We start from the raw sequence: 22,231 nt of genomic DNA, 5'->3' as shown, positions 1-22,231 counted from the left end.
CATATAGTTAACTTAACAGAGTAATTATAGAACTCAACAATCTAGCTTTAGAGGAGCCTACTTCAAGTTCTTTACTTTTTAATTCCATTAACTCTTTCTGAATTTTCATGTTTTTTTTCACTAATTCGACAGCATTCTTTGATCTTATCTCAGCCATTTTACCGCTGTGTTGAGCATCCCCACCCATGAATGAACTTTGGCACTTTTCCAGCCCCCCAAGACCTGTTTTTACCTCGTTTTCCAAAATAGTACTTGAAATAACTATGGAATTACTCATCAAAGTACCATCTATTTTTAATGAATTGGACATTCCCATCGCTTCGAGGTGCATTAAATTATCCATCACGCCAATGTGGGTAGACATTACTGTTGACCCAACGTCAATTTCCATTTTCATTTCTAGCGTAGGTAAACCATCCCCTTTAAAGCTAAATTTTGTGCCTGGTGCAGGTTCCCTTATTATTTCATAAGAGGTGGGATTCCCCCAAGTACTCACTCTGGTTTCTGTTACTTTGCCTGGAGCACCACCTTCGGCCATGTCTACTTTTTCATATTCAGTTCGACTTCCTGTTGGCGTGCTTTTCCACTCTTCTGATATGCCACCCTCTGACTTAGACTCATAAGTCTTATAGCCTTTGCCATTGAACTTAACCTCTCGACTTTTCCCTCCCACAGAGACCTCTATAGAATTACACTTATGACTTACCTCAATACTGTGGGTATTATGACTATAGTCATAGGCGTGGCCATCTATAGTTTTTTCGACATTAGTACTATCTTTAAAGTCGGTAAGATAATCGGGCTCACCGAACTGTTCAAACAATGTTGTAGATACTATACGGTCTTTTTTTGGAGAAAGTGCAGTCCAATGGGGGCCTCCAATATCACACCAGTCATAAGGTAAATCCTTGCGATTAACCTTTGTGTGTGCCTGACTGATAGTGTTTTCTGTGTAACTATTGCCCAGGTTATAATTCCAATAACCGCCAAAATCGAAGATATTACCGTTTTGCGAGTTGAAGGTATCGTGATGAGCGACACGAACCCGGCCTTTTTTGAGTGTGTCAGGCCAATCGACTTCATTGTTTTCGTAATCTAACACCCCTAGTAAATTGAATTTTTCCATTGTAGTGATTAAATTGGCTGGGTCGGCAGCATGTCTTGAGCAATGCACTTCCCAATTATTACCAAAGTAAAAATGTTTATTATCTGAGCTAGGGGTTTTATCTGCGCCTGTTGCGAAATAATTAAATTGGTTGCCTTTATTCCATGAGTACTGGTTCCCTGACAATCTTTGAATTATATATTCTCCACTTACTTCTTGACTCTTTGTTAGTGCATTGGACGGCTTTCCATTAGTGCCCATTTTATGAAATTTAAATAATGAGGTGTCTCTGATGTACTCGTCCCAAAAATTTGATTTTGAATCAGGTATAGCATTCTGTGTCAATGCAGAATTTGCGACTATAACTCTTTTACAACTATAAGATTTGCCCTCATAAGTAACGATATCACCTTTAACATAAGCCGAAGTGTTATCGAATGCACTAATCGTCGCGGTGTCATCGTTGGATTCACTACTCGTCGTAACGGTCACTCTCTGCCCACCGCTGATATCTCTGCGCTCAATCCCCCCCGTCACCATTACAAAACCCGAACCGTCGTGATTAGGCGCACCTAAATGCATATAGGTTTTATCATCACCGGTTTGCAGTTTAATCCGGTTTTTCCCCTCTTTATCTTCCAGCTCTATTTTATTGCCCGACGCGGTCTTGATAAGATTGTTGCTTTGATTTTCAGCGGTGACAATACTTTGCTGCTCGCCACTGTCGTTGATAGTGCCACTGATAAAGGGTCTGTCCGGATCGCCGCCTATAAAGCCCAACAATACCCGGGTACCGTTACGCAAGGGGAAATGCATGCCTTCATTAGCGCCGCCGTAAGGCTGCATCATGCGCACCCAATGGGATGCTTTACCGCCATCACGGTCTTTTCTATCAAAGGGCAGTTTGACTTTATAACGACCGGATTCATCCAGCTCTGCATAACCCGAGTCTGCCGCTTCAGCATCGACAACCGCATTGAGGGTACCGTTTATTTCAGGGGCAACGGTTTGTCTTTTAGGGGCAAAGTCGTGCTCCGTTGACAGGGCGGTGAAGCTGTTGCTGTAATTTACCAGGGCATTTTCTTGCCGGTGCCGCTCCTGGTATTCATTTACATTAGTCCCTTCGTGGTGAATACTTTCTAACAAGTAACCTAATTGGTTAAAATTATCTCGGGGATGTTCGGCCAACTTAAAGGTATGACCGATGGTCATGGTTGCCACATCACCCTGACAAATGTAGGATTTTTGCCGGCTTAAATAGGCATTGGCGTGTATTTCGGCTAACTGCTGCCCTTCTTCAGGGGAAGTGATATTTAAGCCATACAGATTAATTTCGCCCATGCCGGTGCTATTTATCACATGGGTGCCACGTATATCCAGCGAGGGGGTTTCATCATTAAAGTCACGTAGGGTGACTTTTTTAGGCAGGGTTTGCCGTTTACAAATAATACTGTTTATGGTGTTGGCTTGGCTTACCACATTCAGCCCACTGCTGGGTTGAAAAACCACCCGTGTGGTACTTTGTGCCTGACTTATGCTAGGCAAGGCTTGATTGTTATCACAAAACACCAGCACTTCACCGCTATCACTTTGTTCAAAGTAATAATAAATACCCTCACGCTCGATAATACGCTGCAGGTAAGCTAAATGGGTTTCGTTGTACTGCAATCTAAAAGGCCACTTGCGGTAAGTGCGGGCAAGTTCAAAGCGAAAATCTTGCCCTTGAATAAAGTCAGCCTCTTCGAGTATGACCGTTAACGTGTCTTGTATGCTTTCGTTTAAATACACTTCGTTGGTTTCAAACAAACCCAGCTGCCATATTCTAGGCACCATATTCGCCCGGTATAAGGTGCTGTCGGGCAGGTAGTTGATGTCTTCAAACTCATTGATCAAACCATGGATAATGCGAATAGGTTTAGCTTGGTCTCCATAATAAATCTCAATGCTACAGGCTTGATTTAATATGCTATCGCCATCGAGGTTGATGTCGCTTGATTTAAGCTCTAGTTCAAAATTAAATAGGCTGGAGATGGTTTCTTGCCCTGAAAATTTTAATAGGGTCAAACTGTCGTTTTTCACCCCACTTTCTTGGTAAATAAATTTAAAGTGAAATTGGCTCATTAAAGATGTCCTTTAAAATAGCTTTGCTGAAGAATGAAAACGGATATTGCTTATAAAAGTTTTATTGGCGCATGTAAATGGGGGGTTTGTTCGCTGTTAGCCAGCCATGCGTTGCGTCCCAGAGCAAATGCGTTGTCTGGCACTAAACATAAGTTAAAGTCAGGCTCCGCCACGATGTCTACGTGTAATTGCACCAATAGAGGTTGCCCAATAAAGTATTGTATTAAGCCCTGAAACGCTTGCCAGTACTGAGGACTTAGACACCATTTTTTATACTCTGTGCCTGACAGTGGTGAAATAGACAACACAACTTTAGATTGCAGGTCTAGCATTTTATTACCCAGTACAGTACTAAAGCTTAATTGATTAGCTTGCTGGTTTAAGGCTAATTTTTGCGATGTGGCGATATCCACTTCACGGTTAACACACTGGGTTATGGATATGGTGGCGTTGGGGAATAAGTCTTGCACTAAATTTTGTAAGCCCGCTACGGTGCCCTTTTGATGGCGGAAAATATTCACGTTACGCAATATAAAGGCTTTATCAGGAAAGTCGTTTAACCACAGTTCATCTTTAAAACCCACCATCGCCAGCATAAACGCATAAACATTCTTGCGCCCTTGGTCTAAATAGTGGGGTAACTGCTGAATATTAGCGCTATACAGCAGTTGATAAAGCCGTTGATGAATAAGATCTAAAAATATACGGGCTTGGTTTTGGTCTTTATGTGAGGCTTGTACTAATTCTTCGGTGAAAAATTTAGGCAATGGCGATGCATTGCCGTATAGGCCGGGCAAATTTACGTTTAAATAATATAAAAACTGTTGTTCATTTTGCCATTGCTTGCTGACAGAAACCACTTGGGTTCGTGCATGCTGTAAGCCCAGTATGGGCCTTATACGTATCATGTTAAGGGGATCGAGTTTATTCGCTAAGCTAAGCTCACATAGCAGTTTGTATACTTCTATAAAGCTATATTTGCTCGCGTCTGCGATCAATTCTTGTTCGATCATTTGGCTATACCGCCAAAATTAATCGGCCACAGTCTCAACTCTCCTGTACGTGACTCTGTGATCCCTAGTTGACTAAAACTATTAATAGACACTTGCAGGGCTAACAGTTGATTCAGCAAAGCAGAAAATAAAAAACTTTCTCCTTGGTTAATAAAGTGCTCGCTGTTTAATTGCACTAAAAATTGGCTACCTCTGATCAACAAGCCGTTCTCTAAGTGATCGATGGCTTTCATATCAAGCTGGGTGATGGCGTTAATTCTGTGCTCGAGTGTTTTATATTTGGCAGTATTTTTAAGCTGCGCGGGAATATGATGCCGTAACACTTGTTTTAGTTGTGGTGCATTCTCTACATTTTGTAAACTTAAGGCTTGATCAGATACGACCTGCCACGCCTCATTCGCAATAATTTGCGCAGGAAGATATTCGGTAGTGGTCGTTAGATTAGTAAACGTCACTAATTCAGGGCTAGTACTGGTTGCTTGGGTAATTTGCTGGGGAGGTAAATTAGCCGCCACTTCACCGTGACAACATTTAAGCTTAACCCTCAATACTTCCTGACTTTCTGGGCGCGAACCCGGTTCAAACTCCAGCGCTAACCAGTTGGCTACTTCGCCGTCATTAATGCCGTGTTTTCGATAGTAATAAAAGCCCCCTGATTTTGAAGAAGTACTTTTGGGTTTAACAATGTTCTGATATTTTTTATTGCGCTCACGCTCACGCTTTATGCTTTCAACACTCAGTACCTCAACAATGGGTAAGAGAAGCTCGGTTGATACATTGCGAGACTGCGCTGTTAGCGGAAAATCAAGCTGTACGCCATTCATGGCTGCAGGCTCAGCAAAGTGCTCAAACTCATTCACTACCGGTGTGCAATACAATTTTAGGTGCTGGAGTGTGATTTCAGGCAAGCTCCAACTGGGCTGCTTAAACTGAAAGGTAATTGAAAAATTATCGCCGCTACGTCGTTGCCACTGGGATAGGTTGAGTTCAAAAAACTGCAATTTTTCAGGCACAGTATAATATTCTTGTAAAATACTGTGCTGGTTTGATGCACTACTGCCATCGAATATATTGTCTCCAAGGCTGTAACCTGTCAGGCCTAGTTTTTCGACTGATATGTCGCTCACACCTTCGTTTGAGCTGATTTGAATAGACTGTAAATTTTGCGCCAGCATTTTTAACCAGATACTTGCATCACTTGCTGGCTGATTGATGTAAAAGCGCAGGGTATCAAATGTGTAATTGGCGAGATCGTTTTTCTCAGAGGTAAAACTACCTACCAGCTCGACAACTCGTTGTGAGGTTTGCTTAATGTGTTTGTCAACATGATTTACCTGCAATGACGTCAGTCTTACCGGTAGCACTTCCACTTGCCATGCACTGCTAAAGCGACAGGAGATTTTATCTTGACCATCTTCGTCTAATTTTACCGGGATTGAGTCAAAATTAGCACCGTTTTTTATGGTCAGCGGCGAAATCAAGTTGGCCTTCGGCGCTAAAGACAAAATACTAACGGCTGGAATGGGTTGCATGAGTGTGGGTGTTAAGGCTTGAGATAAAGCCTGTAATGCAACAGGGAATTGCTCATCCAGTTCTTTTTTAAATTGCGCCGTTAAATATGAAACACCTTGCAAGATCATATCGACGTCGGGGTCGAGTATGTCACGGTTTAAACTTTCAGTAATTGCCGGGTATTCTTCACTAAAGACTTTAGATGATTCTTTGAGAAGCTTTAATTCTTGTTGATATAGTTCAGCTAAATCCATTATTGTAATTCCAGTTCAAAGGTACTATCAGATTGTAATTTCCCTAGTATGTTAATGGCATGCTCGGATCGTGTTACCACCGACAATTGGAATGACAAAATTACGGTCACGTTTTTATTCTTGGTGAGTTCACTGGTCAGTGTTTCTATTCTTTGATCATACTTTTTCAGTAATGTATGAATAATATTCAGTACACTTTGCTGCTCTTGCAGCCCAATGATCCCCTCATTGATGTTGATTGTCGGCATTCCCATTGCTGGGGCACTTAGTACGCTTCCCTGACGGGTATTTAACAGTTTTTGCAAGAAATTCTTTATGGACGTGGCAATATTCAATGACTCATCAAAATTATTGCTTTCTTTTTTTGCATTAAGCGTATTGAGTTTTTCAGATAATCTTAACATTATCGATCTCCCCGCCAGTTAGTTTGGTAGGTGATATCGCCATCGGGTCCCCAGCTCCATGTAATGCCCTCGTAGACTAACGAAACATTTTCCATAAAGCGTAAATATTCTTTTTCTGAATTTTCTACTGAAGGTGTCCAAGGACTCAGAGAAATAATGTGTGCATTCGTTAACTCTATACGAAAATAAACTAATTCTTGACCTTGGTCGGTATACCTAAACCACTCTAAAACGACCGTGCTTAAACATTCTTTTTCAACTAATGCACGGTATAATTTGGGGGTGCTTTTGTCTAATTCCTTCAGTATGCTGATTGGTTGATGCACAACCGGTCCATTCCCCATATTCGCGTGCAAATTAGTGGGTAATTTTACTTCATGACTGTAAGAAAACAGCTCGATGGTTTTTTCTCGTGCCTTTCTGATGGAAGAGCCTTCAATAACACCTTGCACTTCACCTTCAATGGTCATGTAACCTGAAAATTCCATTAGCTTACCTCTTCAATCATCGGCACCACAGTATTAATAGCAATCGTATTGCCTAAATACTTCATGTGAGGGGAAAGCTCTACTTGAATATCAAACCAACCTGCGTCGCTTGTTGCAACCACCACAACGCTTGCATCTTTTAAAGGTCTTTGCGCTCTCAACACTTTTGATGGCGCTTCAACATCTGATACAAACTGCCTAAGCCATCTATTTAATATAGTAGAAAGCGCGCTTGAGCTAGTTGTGGCCCCCACACTTTCTCTAAAAATGATTTTCAAACAATGGATGATACGCATCACAATAAATAGGTACTGCAATTGTGCACTTGCAATGCTATCGACACTCTGATGTCGATGGTTGACTTTAACATTGCCCCAGCGCACTGAGTTTGCTGATTGAAACAGTAATTGGTTTTGGTAAGCCTTGGTACAAACGGGGTTGAAACCTAGGCTGATAAGTTCTGCTTCTTTTTCTTCTGAAAAAGCAATTTCAACCGGTAAGTTGGTATTTTTGGTCTGTAATGCGGATAAATCTAATACCCCACCTTCAGTGCCAGAAATAAAACTACAGAAACCGCTGTCTTCAAAGCTTTTGAATAGGTTGTCAACAAAACCAAAGCTGGCATTACCCCACAGGCAATCTTCGTGACTATTGCCGGTATTTTCTTGAAACCAACTCAGGCCTTTTGGGTCTTTGTTATAGATATCTCTAAATAATAGCCGCGGCATGGTTAACGCCAGAAAGCTGGCTTGTTCTGTTGAGATAAAACTACGCCATTTAATATAGCGATTACTGCCATGGATCTCTGAGATATAAGAAGAGTCTTGGAGGGTATTAAAGTCGGGTACATCAAACATGTTGGCACTTACGCCGGTGACTACGGGCAGGTGTGCTTTGCTGCACACATCTGTGATAGCTTTTAGTAAGGTAAGGTCAGAGCCTGACCCGGCAAAGTAATCGTCAACCAGTAACACACCGTAAGGTACGGCACCATATTGACCGATACTATTAATGTAGACATGCTGGTATAAACTGGAGCTGGGTAAATCACTGCTGCTGAAAAGGTCATCCCAAAGTACGTTCTTACTGGCTGATGCACATTCAACAATTAACACCTCACTTTGAGCTGCGGTTTGACATAATAAGTACAGGCCACGCCATGCTGACTCAAGTTGCTGCCAATTAGCCTGGTGTAAAATTTGATTTAACACTTGTGATAAGACCAACTCAAGCTCACATATAATAAGCTCTAATTGGTGTCTTTTAACTTTTTCTACACTCAGTTCAGCAAGTTGAATGTGTTTAAGGGTAAAGACTTCGCTTGAGAAAGAATTACCATCTTGTTGTAGCACTTTATGGATGGTGTCAATCACTCTGGATATTTCCAGTAAAGAAGGCTCTTTTTGTATTATGGCTGCTGGCTCAAAGTCAGAGTAGCTATCCAGTGCATAGCTTAAAGTAATAGTTTGTTTTTCTAAACCCATCAATTGGCATAATTGTGGATTATCAATATCAACATCAATCACAGGTGAAAAACTTTTAATCACGTGATCAAAGTTATTGTGATTAATTTCTATTGGTTCATTCAGTTCTTCAGGTGGATTTTCGCCACATAATGGCGCAAGGACTAAGGCTTTAAAGGGTACGATGGCGCCTTGTTTGGGTAAAAATGAAATACTGTTTACATCGACCATTTACTATGCCCAGCACTGAGCAATAGATGTGGGTGGCTTAGGGGGTTTGATTGACAAGGCTCGACTCAACTTACCCGCGCCTTCAATGTCTAGTTTTACGTCAAAGTATTGTATTTTATAACTATTAAGTTCGTAGAAGTGCTCGGGAAACTCTTCTAAAATAAAGCGTTTTTTACCGGTTTTAAAATTTAATAAAAAGTCGAGTACAGCATTTTCACCGTCATAAACTTTTTCAAGGGTTTGATTACCGACCTTAAACTTTAGACTTACACTTCGGCATGTGTCGTCCCATTTGAATAACTTTTTAACAATGTAATTACGATTTACCAGTGTTTGATCTTCAGCCGGACAGTTTAAGCTGATATCTGTTTTTGATACATACAGAAGCGAATTTTCACTGGTATCTGTGGGTTTTGCGGTGATAAGGAGGTCAAACGACTCATACTTTTTGCGCATGCTTAGGTCTTTTGCTCGGATCAGGTAATCTAACAGACTCGGTTCAAAGGGCATTTTCTTCTCAGCAACCTTTTTGAAGCCATATCCCGCACCCCGTTTATTTTTAACAAACGGCTTTAGGGTGCTATCGAAAAATGCCCACAACACCCCCCCTTCACCATAAACAAATTCGTCTAATTTGTAGTTAGGCACACCGGATAACTCATAAAGGAAATCGTCCTCCCATGACTGCTCTAACAAACACGCACTTTCTTCTAACATGAAATCTTCCAGCACCAATATGGCGCCGATGTATACGCTCCAGAAAGCTTCAGTAGAATTGCCTGCTTTGCCAATTAAGCCTTGTAGCTTAGTGATGGTAAGTTTAGCGTTAGCTAAAGGTGTACTTTCGTCTATTGGATTATTCTCAAATTCGAAGAAGGCTTTAATCGTTTTATGGGATTCTTTTTGCTGCTCAACATTAAATACCAGGTTTGCAATTAAACCTTTATATTCATCTAAGGTCTTAGCCGCTTCCTGCAAATTCAACTCTCGCTCTGATGGGCCAGGTCCTGCGCCACTTGCTTTGTCCAGCTTTTTCTTGGTCTTTAAGCTGCTCTTGGCTGAACCCGCAATGGCTTTACCAACTGCACCGAAGGCACCTACTACTTTTAATCCTAATTTGGTCAAGACCTTGTTCTTCTTGGGATTACTTTGAGATTCATTTTCACCCATCGCAAGCATGTCTTGATAATACAAAACAAATTCAAACCAATCGGGTTTAACGTCGATGTTGTTAAAAGGTGCTAATTGAAAGTCTGCATCATTTAATAATCGGAAGAATATGTTTCTTCCTGTGGATAAATTATTAATGACATCCAACCATTCGCTTCTGCTGCTAAGGGTATTTTTACCCGTATGAAAATTCTTTAAAAATGCTCCCCAACTGGCTAAATAGTTTTGTTGGTATTGCTGCTGAAATACCGGTAAGTACCTAGCTAAAAAAGGATGGTCATCACCTAAAGCTATTAATATTTGTTCTGAAAAATCATCAATAACCTCTTTACCTGCTAGGGTATAAGCCCCCTGAACTGAGCCGGAAGACGCCATAGATTTTGAACCCTGCCAGTAGTCATTGAGATTTACATGCTCGACGTTTTGATTGTTATTAACCCAATCAATCAACCAGTCCATGGTGCCGTCTGAAGATAGTAATAAAGAAGAGATCGCTCCCTGGTATGTGAATGATTTGTTGTTGCCACGCTTTACGATAGTTTGCGCTATCTGCTGCGCGCTGCATCACAAGACTTTTCAGGTATAGGTCATTTAAGCCATCAATGACATCAGGCGAAAAATTTTCAATATATAAGCTATCAAAGGGTTGCGGTAGTAAAGCCAGATCAAATAATGATGCCCCATTTCTGGCTGAACTTAATACGTTAATGCGTCGCATTAATATTGTTAAGTAATCAACTTTAACTTCAATATCAGCTTTATCGAGTTGCCCAATTTGGTCTTCAAAAAAGCTATCTATCGGCACAATCAATGTGTCTTGAATATCGTGGGCTAAGGTGGCTTTGAGTGTTGGTACCTTAAAGTCACCTTCGGAAAGGGGCAGCCAGTGGGATATATTAACGTCATTCAAACGGTTAATTAGCTGATATCGACTTTCAAAGTTTGCAATGATTTTATCTTGCTCTTCTGAATTAGAAAGTTGCATCTCGTATTGCTGATAGATATCACCGATCCTTTCCTTATCATTGCTATGTAAAAGCACAAGAATAATAACCAGTATCGAAGCGGCAGAAAAATAGGTTCCCAAACGTTTGTTGCTTTCAATATCGCTGGCTGTATTTTTATTCGTCGATGTTGCAGGTAACCAACATAATGCTGATTGCTCTAATAATTGATCCGCAAAACTTGCTTTATTGCCTTGGGACATCACAACAAACAAACCAGCACATATAGGCTTGCCTTGAAAGCTGTTATTTGAAAATAATCTATTGCAAAAAGAATCTACTGTCAGTTGAACTTCATTGGTTTTATGGGGAAGGTTTGCGACAGTCTCCTCAAAACCTTGATTAACTAGATAAGTTAAAGAGCCTTGTTTAAAAACATCCTGCATTTGTAGGAAACAGTTATCGACTAAAGTATCTACTGTATTTAAATTTTGATTAACAATGCCTAATGTTTGCGCTTTCCAGTCTTCAGTTAACCTTGCTAACCAGTTATCAACGCCACTTAACTCCTCTAAACCAAGAAGGGTTATATTTATTGGCACTTCAACACCACAATGCTCTTTGATTTCTTCATACTTTTTACGAAGTGTATCTGCTATTTGATTTCTGGCGCTAAGGTCTACTAAATCATTTACGTGGATAGATACTAATAATCCATCTAATGACTTTTCTTTTTCGCTTGAGGCTAAACCATGAAGTATTTGCAACCATTCACTGTTGGCTGCGGCATTAACATCCCTCATTAAATAGGAATCTACGTCCACCACTACAAGCTGATTAAAAACAAGCCAATTAATATGTTTATACTCAGTAAAAATAGGATCATTTATTTTCGGCTTATTGGTTGAGTCATTGCATAACCAGTCGGCGTGTTTATTATCCATTTTTAAATGCATAATGAAGTTTGCATCTTGCTGCTGTTCATTCGCGCTATGGTTTCGATGAACTCTGGCGATCACGCGTTTAATATGTTTATCAATATCTTTAGAAAACAAAAAATGGAAAAAGGATAGTTTGGTTTTATCACTTTTTGCAGACTCGATATTGATTAGCTTTTCAACCCGTTGTTTGGCCTGCCAGCGCTTATATAGATAAATACAAAATTTAATGCCGTACCAGCCAACGAAAATGGCAACAAATACTTGTATACCGATGGCTTCTGTTAAACCTGCCAATATAGCCCCTGCAAAACAGACACCAAATATTACTGACCAAATAAAGACAATAAGTAGAAACTTCAGGAATTTTTTCATTCTATAATACCAACTAAATTTGGCTTAAAATTTGAGATACGCTCTCGACAAGATCGCTTCTCAATAAAAAGTAGGTTAATAAAACCGCTGCAATTGGGACAAGTACTAAGAGCAACTCTTTTTGTTTTTTTCTACTAACCTGACTACCGTTATTTATTTCACGGTTCGGGATCTCTGGTGAAAACAAATGGCTATCAATGTTTTTTGATAGAAGCGCATAATTTGCCTGAATAATTTCTTGCTTAACGCTTTGCTCTCCACTTTCAAAATAACAACCGGAAAAACCTTGCACCAAGGCATAAAGAAAAACTTCTCTCACATCTTGTTCTTTTTCATCATTTTCGTTTAAACCGTCAAGCCTTTCGTAAAATTGCATTCCGGCTTTTTGAGTGTCGAAATAGGTCTTTTGAAAGGGCTCATTTGCCCACTCATCACGGTGTTTCCAATCAGACGCTAAAATCATTTCGTCAATTAATGCACAAACCGCGAATAAGGCATTTTGATTTTGTTGTTTAGAATAACTTGCACAGTTAACCTTAGATAACAAAGCGTTTAAGTCTTCTTTTACGCCAATCAGGGATTTATCTAAAGTATCAGATAGTTCTTGATGAAGTTCTTTAAGTCCTTGAAATACTGGAATATAATTATCTATTAATCTCATTATTTATCCTTGCACTGCGATTAATTCGATTACTATATCTTCTGGAGCGTCATTCCAGATAATACCAATTCGTCTCATTTCTATCACTTTTTGCCACTGGTACGACTGTCGATCAATATTAAAATAATAACTGTCAGGAACCGTTGCAACACCTTGTGGCTTTTTGTTCAAATAGCTCAATTCAGCCCCTGGCAATGCCCGTTTAAGATAAACATCCACCTGACCATCAGCCCCTACTTTTACAAAATCAAGTCTCGAGTCCATATCATCTAATAAATTTTCTTTGGTCCTAACCCGAATATATATTCGGGTATTTGCGGCTAAAAATTCACTGCTTAATGGTGCAACAAACTTAGAGCCGCCTTGATGTACCAAATTGATCAATAATTCAGGCTTAATAGTAAGTTCATTTAATAATTTAACCGTGAGTTTGTTCGCTCTAGAGAAGCAATCCGATAAATTATTACGATTGAAAGGGATGATTGATTGAGTTTCTACCGCGCTTTCCCCTGTAACAGAGACATCTTGTGAAAATATACTTAATTGAGAAATTAATTGTCTATAAGCCAAGTATATATCTGACGGTAATGTTGAATCATCGTCTTCAAATTGATTAAAACTAGCAATATTATTGCCAATTGCCATCATGGCTAGACCTACTGAGACATTATTCGAATTATTCGCTAGTCCCCCATCGAAAGAGCTAATATTTTGTAATTGTTCAAAGCGACTGATTAAACTTAGCCGTGTTTTTTTCACTAATTTATTAAGTGTTTCAGAGCCACTTAATAACGTTATTTTGGGTATATAACTTTCAGACAATACATACTCGTCGCTCACTACGTTCAGCTCTGCAATTTTTATGACCTTAGCACCATCACTTGAGCGTGATAATGCCTCTGTCATTACCTTACAGTTAAAGTTCAAGGTGGATAACGGTGCTTGCTCATTAGCATCAAAAATATCTTTTGTATCGACATCTGGCGCAAGTGTGAAACGAGCATTCGGTGTGGTGTTTGAAGCCAGGTTAGACTGCTCTGCGGAAAGAGAGCCCAGGCTAATGTAAATTTCAATTATGCCCGCCTCATCCACACTACTTTGCTCTAACTTTAAAGAAGAGATTTGACTGTTTCCTGGATATGAAATCAAGGTACCGTCATCAAGTATGCATTCAAAACTTTCTATTGTTATCAAGCCCAATTTTAAAGCGGGCAAGTCAAATTTTAATTGAGAAATACCTGAATCTGTACCACAGCGTGCTTTAGAATATGCATTAGAAGTGGCAGATATATACTTATCTAGATGTTGAAAGTGTTGAGGCTTCAAAAATAACCCCTGATTCCAATATAAGGATTTTATTGAATCCATTAATTATCTCCAATTAGCTAGCTATCGCGCTAAACTCGGTAATACTGCTTTCGCCAAGACGAATATTCAGTCTGATTTTTGAGGGTCTGACGATGTCTGGTTGAATTTCTTGTTCAGTAAAATAGCCTAACGTTAGATAATCTAGATAAGACCAATCAGTCTTTATTGGTTCTTGTGCTTTGATATTTATCGAAATGGGTATAATACGTACAACTTGATTCTTATTAAGCTCTGCAAACCCTGCGACGATTGCTATGTATTTAACATTTTCTTCTCTAGCAAGATTAAAGGTAATTTCTTGCTTAGGTGCGACGATAAAAGATTCACTAAATACCGCATTGGGTATCATTTCCAGTGATTGACTTAGCACCGTGGCTATACCGTCAGGGGTTTGAAATAATGTATTGATGGCGCTGATTTCTGTTAACTGTATAATTTTCACACTCAGCGTATGTGCCCTTTGACCAAAGATATTTAGCTCTGAACTTGCCGTAAACTTTGCATGAATGGCATCCTCAGCTCTTGACCATATTACGTCTTTATTACCCGGGCTATTTACATTCCATTTATCCCAAGACTTTAAATTAACATTCCAAAAATCAGTTTCAGCATTTTGCTGTAATTGAACATTGGACATGGTTTGCTGAAATGGATCATCAGGTAGATAGCTACAGCCAAAATTCAAGGCAGATACGCAAAATATGCATATCCACCTTAATGAGTAAGAAGCAATGTTTTTCATAAGCCCCTAACCTAGCCTCCCTCGCCAGACCAATCATCTATTGCCGTTGTACCGCAAACCACATGGTCAGTTTGGATCAGGCCATAGGTGAACGTGACTTCTTCGTAGGGCATTAATCCATCATTTTCAACATTTAATATGTTCGGTGATATGGTATTAATGCTAACAATTTTGGCTCTTTGCAGGGTGATATTATAATATTCAACAGGCTCGCCAGCACTGGTTTCATCAGGTGTTCTAAAAAACCTTAAAACAACTTCAAGCTCCGAAGGCGAGGTGAGCTCATTAAAAATCAAAGGTGAGCTCTTATCGATGAATTTAGTGATGGTCAAATGCTCATGTTTTCGTGTTCCTGTCACCTGACCTGTTAAGGTGTTGGTTGGCACGCTTACTTTATGATCGTAAGCTAGTACCAGTGACTCTTCATCATGATCCGCTTTAAAAAAAGAACCGATACTTTCTTTTGAACAAGCTTCTTCTGTTAAACATCCTTCCGGATCATTTATTGACATATAAATTTCAGTTGGCATTACTAAGTTCCTTATTTTATGTAGGTGATATTATCCACGCTCTAATATGCTAGTAAGAGATAACGTAAAGCTAGCCCCCATGAACTTAAAGTGAGGTGTCACTTCCATGCCCACTTCATACCAGCCCGCTTCAGTTTCTATTTCACTAACCGCAATTGAAGCTTTTCTTAAAGGTCTTTGACTTCTTGTGGCTGCTGAAGGGTTATCTTGATCCGCAACGTATTGACGGATCCATTTATTTAACTCAGTTTCAAGCTCTATTCTACTTTTCCAGCTTCCCAAGTTTTCACGCTGAAGCACTTTTATGTAATGGGCCAATCTGTTAACGATAAACAAATACGGTAGTTGTGTACCTAAACGGTAGTTAATTTCTGCTTGTCTTCCTTCATCATCATTAGTGAACTTTTTAGGCTCTTGAACAGAGTTTGATGAGAAAAACACGGCACTGTCAGAGTCTTTTCTAAGAGTTAATGGAATAAAGCCAAGCTCGGATAACTCATACTCTTTTCTGTCTGATATTTTTACTTCGACAGGTCCAAATACTTTATCTGTACCATTGTCATTGACTATGTTTATGGGTAAGTTTGCAACTTCACCACCTGCCTGAGGACCAATAATATTAGGACACCAGCGGTATTGGGCAAAACTATTATTTAAGCGCGTTGCATATGCGAAAGCAGCATTACCCCACAAGTACTCTGACTTATTATCGATACTTTCTTGATAGTTAAAACTTCTTACCGGGATGTTGTCACCGTAGGTAGGTCTTAATATAAATTTAGGTAAAGTTAAGCCAACATTTCGTGCATCGTCACTATTTCTGAAGTTTCTCCAATTCAGGTATTGAGGCCCTTCAAACATAGCTTCTAATTGTTTCAAATCAGCTAATTGCGAAAAGTCATCGATACCAAAAAAGCTTTCACCGGCGCTGGTAATAAAAGGAGCATGAGTCATTGCACCTAAACTTGACATATAGGTTAATAAACGAATGTCAGGTGCTGATGGAGACATAGAATAATTGCCAATAACAACCCCGTAAGGGTCACCACCAAACTGGCCAAACTCATCGGTATATACTTTACGGTACAGCCCTGTCTCAGTTATGTCAGAAGCATCTTCAAAGTCTTCTAACAATTCTTCTTTTGACACGGAAAGGAATTCAATCTTTATATTTTCATCAAATTCAGTTCTATCCACCAATAATTTTAAGCTTCTCCAGGGAGATTCTAAGGCCTGAAATACATCATGATGTATAATCGCATCCATTTGCTTACTTAACTTTACATCAAGCTCATCAATAATATCTTCTATATAACGCTTATCCACACGTAAATTGTCTAATTTTTGACCATCTTCAAGGGCTCTAGAAAGTAATGATTGCAAGCCTTGGGTCGCAATATCATAACTATAATCATCACTTGGAAGTTTGCTAAAACTTAATATATTTGCAATTAACTTTTTTTCTTTTAAATTTACTTTTGCCATTTCGTACTCCTCAAAGACACAATTTAAATTGTGATTTTATTTTTCGTTAACTGACAAACCCAACTCACGTTTTAATTCATCACGAGATGATTCGTTAGTTAAAAGCTCACGGATTTGCTTACGCATTTGAGGTGAATTGCCAATGGGCCCCTTCAATGCTTTCAAAGCATCTCGAAGTTGTAATATTTGCTTTAACTCATCAACTTGTTGAAGAATATTATCAGGCTTAAAATCATCTAAGTTATTAATTTTGAATGATATATCAATTGACTCGCCACTATTTGCTGACACTTTATTTTCAACGCTAAAATTAACCTTCAGATCTAAACCACCCATAACGTCTGAAAAATTACTTTTATTTAAATTAATTAACTTTCTATCTTCTAGTGAAACATCGTTGTTGCTTTGTGTAAAATCGCCTAAAACCAGCAATTTAAAGGGAAGCTCAACGCCCTCTTTAGCATTACCTACCGCTGGTTTGTAAGAAATATTAATACGCTCTTTAGGGGCAACCGAACCTGAATTCTTAGTTCTTTTAGACATACTAACCTCCATTAAATTATCAATCCCAATAATATTTTTATATATACAGTTAACTGGGCTAAAAAATTATCGCTCTATAAAACATAAAACCTTGAGTACCGTATCATTTATTAAAAATTATTTGCACTCCCTTAAACTAGGGGGGGTTAACTTAATTATATTTCCGGTATCATATTTATACAGAACAATTTAGAAAAATTTAATTCTAACAGCTGTGTGTTGGATGATTTTAATATTAAAGTTAGCAGTAATTGTCTAAATAGAACTATCCGAGATTTGAATTAATGAAAGACTTTGAAGCAAAAATGACTTTAAGCGCAGGTATATCGGTTAACAGAAATAATGAAATTTCAGATGAATTTTCTACATACGACCTCCCAAGGCCTGAAGGTATTGGGTGGCAATTAAAACAAGTGATTCCAGTACATAATAACCATCGCTTCCTTCAATTTTTTTGGGAAAGAGATGTAGAAGACTTTGACGGTGCTGATAATGATTTTGAGACAAATGCTCAAGTCAAAAATACCAGCATTAAACTTCACATTTAACTTAAAGACAAAAACAATGAAAAAAATATACAACGCAATTTTGTTTGTTATCTTTTCTAATGCATTAATTTTCACTGCTATTGCTGAAGAAGTCCCTGCCACACCTGACGTGGAATTTGGAATGTTTATTACGAATTTACATGATATCAATTTTTCTGATAATGAATTTCAAATTGAGTTTTGGTCTTGGTTTTTATCACCAAAACTTGATTACTTACCTAGTGAGAGAACAGAAATAACAAACTCAAAAAAATTCTCCATTAGGAATGCCAATACTCAAAAGTTCGATGATAACTATTTACATTCCCAAGTGTTTAAGGGAACGATAAAAAAGCAATGGGATATACGTGATTTTCCGTTTGATACTCAAACACTTATCATATCTTTAGAAGATACAATAGAAACAACCGATAGTTTAGTGTTTAGCATAGATGAAACAAGCAGTATTGCGAATGATGTTATTCCTGAAGGTTGGAGATTGCAGAGTTTCAATGTTGTTGCAGCGGAATCAGATTACCCGACGACCTTTGGTGATCCTAGAACGTCAGCAGATACAAACTATAAATTTAGTAAAGTAGAGGCAAGGTTAACCCTAAAACGCAATGGTGTTAGGGTTTTTATTACTGCATTTTTAGGTCTGTTTGTTGCCACCGTTTTGATGTTAATTGTATACGTAATCAATTCTACAAAAACAGGTCTATCCGTCATCCCCTTACAACCCAGAATAACTCTATGTGTAGGCGCTATTTTTGCGGCAGTTGGCTCTATTTATAGTTTGAATGCCAAAATCCCCTACACTACTGATTTTACTCTTTCTGATTCATTACAAATTACCACTTTCATCGGTATAGCATTAGCGATCATTAGCTCTGTTTGGTCTGAAACTCTAATGAAGAAGGGACGTGAAAAAATACAACGAAAACTAATGATTTCTATTTGGTGCTTATTTCTTATTGTGCACATAGGCCTAAACTTTTACCTAATCAACCTGGCTTGAAAACGAGGACATTACAATGAGTACACCTAAACGTGCGTGGAAAGCTTATAGAATTTATCCATTACAAGAAGCCATTGTAATAGGATTTTGTGTATTTATTGCCATTTTTGGAACCACTTTTTTTATTTATCATTACGCGCTAAGTGCGCAAAAGGGTGAAATAAAAGAAGGACTGCTAAGAACGGCTAAAGTAGTATCAAATTTTATTGAGCAAGATATTCATGAAGATTTAACTAAAGGGCAAGAGTCTACTCAGGAATATAAAGACGCCATTATTCCACTTGAAAAAACCTTAAAAGCCGATGATTCAATTGAGTATCTGTACACCGCTATTTTAAAAGAAGATAGAGTGTATTTTATTTTAGATGGCACTCCGTTTGGTGATGCTGATGGGGATGGTGTAGAAGATAAAGCACTGATAATGGATGAGTACGAAGAAGCGAGTAGCGATATTTTGCGCTCGTTAAAAAATCAAGAAGTCGTAATATCTGACACAGCATATACCGATAGGTGGGGTTCACATTTATCTGCTTACATTCCTCTTTATGATACTAAGGGTGAGTTTATGGCCGTATTGGGCATCGATATTGAGGCAAGCAAATATTTTGCTCGCCTAGAGCCTATAAAGCGGGCGACGACGCGAACCATGGTAATCGGGTTTTTCATCTCATTCTTGGTTGCCTCTATTGTTTGGTTTACCCGCAATTTTGGTTTAAAAATAAACAATAAAAGAAAAGAACTGATTGATGAATTATAGATGTGAAAATAGTAATTCTGAATTAACGGATAAATTACAAAATTTTCTAACGTTGACAGATAAAGATACGCCTTACCTTGTGATTGATCTCGATGCTATAAGGCAAAAATATCATGAATTGGTCACCTATATGCCATCGGTTAAATGTTTTTATTCTGTAAAGTCCAACTCTTCACCCCATATCCTACAAGCTTTACTTGAACAAGGCAGTCATTTTGAAGCGGCAAGTATTGGTGAAATTGAATTGTGTATAAAAGTAGGCGTAGCTCCTGCAAACATTCACTTTGGTAATACGGTAAAGACCATCCAAAGCATCCAAAAAAGTTATGATTACGGTATACGAAGTTTTGCTTTTGATTGTAAAGAAGAACTGGATAAAATTGTTTTGCATGCGCCTGGGTCAAATGTGATTTGCAGAATAGAAACAACAGGAGAGGGCGCGACTTGGGGGTTATGTAGAAAATTTGGATGTACAATTAACAATGCAACAGCACTTCTTTTAAGAGCTAAGACCCTAAACATGGGCAAGTTAGGAGTTTCATTTCATGTTGGATCTCAACAAAAACGACCTTTAGCATGGAAAAGAGCCTTACTCGACACTCAAAAAATTATAACCTCACTCAAAGCCCTTGATCTTGAAGTCGATGTTATCAATATTGGTGGTGGTTTTCCTGCTTCTGGATACCTTGGGGAAGATAATACACCTGCTATTTACGACTTTAAACATTATGGCGGCGAGATCACATCATATATTCAAGAGATTTTTGGTGATGATCATCACTATAATTTCATGTGTGAACCTGGGCGTTTTCTTCTCGCACAAGCGGGATGTATAAAAACTCAAATAATACTCGCCACAGATAAAAATATCGGGAATGAGCTTCAACGCTGGTTGTATTTAGACATCGGTAAGTTTAATGGTTTATATGAAGGCACCGACATTAAACATCCCATAAGTTACGCCGGTTCGTCACAAAGCAAGTTAATTACCACAACGCTTGCTGGTCCTTCATGTGATAGTGATGACATGCTTTCTTATGGAAGCGACTTACATCTATTACCTTCCGAAATAATAGCCGGAGAATACTTAACATTTAAGTCGACAGGTGCATACAGCAGTAGCTATGTAACTTCTGGCTTTAACGGTATCCCTCCGCTAAATGAATATTATATTTAACAGGAACAAGCATGACAACAACCAATGAATTGAGTAATGACCTGATAACAGAAACTAACTCAAGGAGCAATAAAATTGGCTTACTTGTTAATGTTATTTCTACTCTAATAACAAGCATATCAATGGGGATGCTTGCTGTTCTTGTACCAGTTCATTTAAGTAGTTTTGCTTATAGTGACTCGCTACTTGGCATCGTACTTTCCTTTGAAACTATAGCCGCGCTTATTATTTGCTTATGTATTCCTAGTATTTTAAAGCACACTAAAGTGCCATTAGGAATATTAAGTTCTAGCTTATTTCGCATACCCACTATCTTGCTATTCCCTTACTTTAGTGATTTAGGTGTCTTAGTACCCACTATTTTTATACACGCTGTTGGTTGTTATTATATTTTTTTATTACTGCAAATATGGGTGAACTCCATTCCTTTTAAACAAAATAAAGGATTAATGATCTCCCTGTACAGCACTGCAATTTCTGTAGGTTTGGCTATCGGTCCTATTACAGTCAACTATCTGAATGCTAATCCGGCACTATTTACCGACATGACCGATAGTGTGCTTGCTTATACGACTTCTATAATCGGTCATAGCCCAATCGTAGAATCCAGCCGACTTTTTGTGTTTGCAATGTTGCTTAGTGCTTTCTCTGTGTTGCCTCTTTTGCTCTACATTACCAAGATCCCAAAAGTAACCTATAAGGGAACCTCATCTATATTCAAAACAATAATGGACAATAAAGGCGCTATGTTTTCTATTTCAATGGCAGGTGTATCTCAATTTGGCGTTGGGGCATTTATTATCATTTATGGAATGAAAAATGGATTATCACTTTCTGACTCAGCTTTGTTATTAAGCTCTTTTATGCTGGGTTCATTGCTACTAGAAGTACCAATTGCATGGTTGTCTGATAATTTTGACCGTCGTTATTGTATTGTTGGTTGCTCATTTTCTAGCATGATCTTTGCTGTTTACTTGCCCATTGCTATTTATACCCCCATCCAGGCGTGGATATTAGTATTTCTATGGGGAGGTGTTATTGCTGGCATTTATTCTATATCACTTACTATCATTGGAGAGAGATATACTGACGGAGACGATTCTATTGCTTCAAATGCAGGATATTCATTAATGGAAAGCATTGGTGGAACAATCGGCATCGTTGCTATCGGCGCATCTATGCAGTACTTAGGTACCGATGGCATGCCATACATCATCATGTTCTCAAGTATTTTATATTTTTCATTTGCTCTAACGCGTTACCCTATTGAATAGTAACAAAGTAGATTATTAATGCTTATAATTTTTGGTTACATTGGATAGCAGGGATAAACTACTTACAGGCGCCAAGTTGATTATTTAATTCAGTATATTGGAGACTTCTAGACTAACTCGTGAGATTGTCG

19 protein-coding genes are annotated in these 22,231 nt (G+C 38.6%); 5 read left to right on the top strand and 14 right to left on the bottom strand.

Annotation, left to right across the window (positions count from 1 at the left end; all coding sequences use genetic code 11):
* Positions 1-7: 7 nt before the first annotated feature.
* The 14 genes from tssI to tssB form a co-directional block, all read right to left on the bottom strand.
* A complete protein-coding gene (gene tssI / locus Q0Y52_RS10660) occupies positions 8-3,226 on the bottom strand; it encodes a type VI secretion system tip protein TssI/VgrG (protein ID WP_297821359.1) in 3,219 nt (1,072 codons plus the stop codon).
* 50 nt (positions 3,227-3,276) lie between these two features.
* Positions 3,277-4,239, bottom strand: a complete 963-nt coding sequence (gene tssG / locus Q0Y52_RS10655; protein WP_297821357.1) for a type VI secretion system baseplate subunit TssG — start codon at positions 4,237-4,239, stop codon at positions 3,277-3,279.
* Positions 4,236-6,005: a type VI secretion system baseplate subunit TssF gene (gene tssF / locus Q0Y52_RS10650; RefSeq protein ID WP_297821354.1), complete on the bottom strand. Its 1,770-nt coding sequence runs from the start codon at positions 6,003-6,005 to the stop codon at positions 4,236-4,238. The genes tssG and tssF overlap by 4 nt, the downstream gene beginning before the upstream one ends.
* A complete protein-coding gene (locus Q0Y52_RS10645; RefSeq protein WP_297821352.1) occupies positions 6,005-6,409 on the bottom strand; it encodes a hypothetical protein in 405 nt (134 codons plus the stop codon). The genes tssF and Q0Y52_RS10645 overlap by 1 nt, the downstream gene beginning before the upstream one ends.
* A complete protein-coding gene (tssD, locus tag Q0Y52_RS10640; RefSeq protein WP_297821350.1) occupies positions 6,409-6,897 on the bottom strand; it encodes a type VI secretion system tube protein TssD in 489 nt (162 codons plus the stop codon). Before tssD (Q0Y52_RS10640) ends, Q0Y52_RS10645 begins: the two co-directional genes overlap by 1 nt.
* Complete coding sequence (gene tssC / locus Q0Y52_RS10635; RefSeq protein ID WP_297821348.1) at positions 6,897-8,591, bottom strand: type VI secretion system contractile sheath large subunit; 1,695 nt, start codon at positions 8,589-8,591, stop codon at positions 6,897-6,899. The genes tssD (Q0Y52_RS10640) and tssC (Q0Y52_RS10635) overlap by 1 nt, the downstream gene beginning before the upstream one ends.
* A gap of 3 nt (positions 8,592-8,594) precedes the next feature.
* Entirely contained in the window at positions 8,595-10,220 is a 1,626-nt protein-coding gene (locus Q0Y52_RS10630) for a hypothetical protein (RefSeq protein WP_297821346.1), read from the bottom strand.
* Positions 10,204-12,018 (bottom strand): type VI secretion protein IcmF/TssM N-terminal domain-containing protein, encoded by a 1,815-nt coding sequence (locus tag Q0Y52_RS10625; protein WP_297821344.1) that lies wholly within the window; start codon positions 12,016-12,018, stop codon positions 10,204-10,206. The genes Q0Y52_RS10630 and Q0Y52_RS10625 overlap by 17 nt, the downstream gene beginning before the upstream one ends.
* A 13-nt stretch (positions 12,019-12,031) precedes the next feature.
* Positions 12,032-12,679: a DotU family type IV/VI secretion system protein gene (locus Q0Y52_RS10620; protein ID WP_297821342.1), complete on the bottom strand. Its 648-nt coding sequence runs from the start codon at positions 12,677-12,679 to the stop codon at positions 12,032-12,034.
* Positions 12,680-12,682: 3 nt separating this feature from the next.
* On the bottom strand, positions 12,683-14,047 hold the full coding sequence (tssK, locus tag Q0Y52_RS10615) for a type VI secretion system baseplate subunit TssK (protein ID WP_297821340.1): 1,365 nt from the start codon (positions 14,045-14,047) through the stop codon (positions 12,683-12,685).
* A gap of 13 nt (positions 14,048-14,060) precedes the next feature.
* On the bottom strand, positions 14,061-14,732 hold the full coding sequence (locus Q0Y52_RS10610) for a type VI secretion lipoprotein TssJ (RefSeq protein WP_297821338.1): 672 nt from the start codon (positions 14,730-14,732) through the stop codon (positions 14,061-14,063).
* Between the two features lie 68 nt (positions 14,733-14,800).
* Positions 14,801-15,319: a type VI secretion system tube protein TssD gene (gene tssD / locus Q0Y52_RS10605; RefSeq protein WP_297821336.1), complete on the bottom strand. Its 519-nt coding sequence runs from the start codon at positions 15,317-15,319 to the stop codon at positions 14,801-14,803.
* Positions 15,320-15,349: 30 nt separating this feature from the next.
* Positions 15,350-16,804 (bottom strand): type VI secretion system contractile sheath large subunit, encoded by a 1,455-nt coding sequence (tssC, locus tag Q0Y52_RS10600; protein ID WP_297821334.1) that lies wholly within the window; start codon positions 16,802-16,804, stop codon positions 15,350-15,352.
* A 36-nt stretch (positions 16,805-16,840) separates the two neighbouring features.
* Positions 16,841-17,347, bottom strand: a complete 507-nt coding sequence (gene tssB / locus Q0Y52_RS10595) for a type VI secretion system contractile sheath small subunit (protein WP_297821333.1) — start codon at positions 17,345-17,347, stop codon at positions 16,841-16,843.
* A gap of 284 nt (positions 17,348-17,631) precedes the next feature.
* Between tssB and Q0Y52_RS10590 the strand changes: the two genes are divergently transcribed.
* From Q0Y52_RS10590 to Q0Y52_RS10570, 5 genes are read left to right on the top strand one after another with little or no spacing between them, the layout of a single operon-like run.
* The gene (locus Q0Y52_RS10590; RefSeq protein WP_297821331.1) at positions 17,632-17,895 is read left to right on the top strand and encodes a hypothetical protein; all 264 of its coding nucleotides are present in this window, start codon (positions 17,632-17,634) and stop codon (positions 17,893-17,895) included.
* Positions 17,896-17,911: 16 nt separating this feature from the next.
* Entirely contained in the window at positions 17,912-18,892 is a 981-nt protein-coding gene (locus tag Q0Y52_RS10585) for a hypothetical protein (protein WP_297821329.1), read from the top strand.
* A 16-nt stretch (positions 18,893-18,908) separates the two neighbouring features.
* Complete coding sequence (locus tag Q0Y52_RS10580; protein ID WP_297821327.1) at positions 18,909-19,649, top strand: PDC sensor domain-containing protein; 741 nt, start codon at positions 18,909-18,911, stop codon at positions 19,647-19,649.
* Complete coding sequence (locus Q0Y52_RS10575) at positions 19,639-20,826, top strand: type III PLP-dependent enzyme (RefSeq protein WP_297821325.1); 1,188 nt, start codon at positions 19,639-19,641, stop codon at positions 20,824-20,826. Before Q0Y52_RS10580 ends, Q0Y52_RS10575 begins: the two co-directional genes overlap by 11 nt.
* Positions 20,827-20,837: 11 nt before the next feature.
* A complete protein-coding gene (locus tag Q0Y52_RS10570) occupies positions 20,838-22,100 on the top strand; it encodes an MFS transporter (protein WP_297821323.1) in 1,263 nt (420 codons plus the stop codon).
* Positions 22,101-22,231 lie beyond the last annotated feature (131 nt).

It is taken from the genome of uncultured Paraglaciecola sp. (assembly GCF_943787955.1).
In the GTDB taxonomy this organism is placed as follows: domain Bacteria; phylum Pseudomonadota; class Gammaproteobacteria; order Enterobacterales; family Alteromonadaceae; genus Paraglaciecola.
This window is presented reverse-complemented; position numbering and strand designations above follow the sequence as displayed.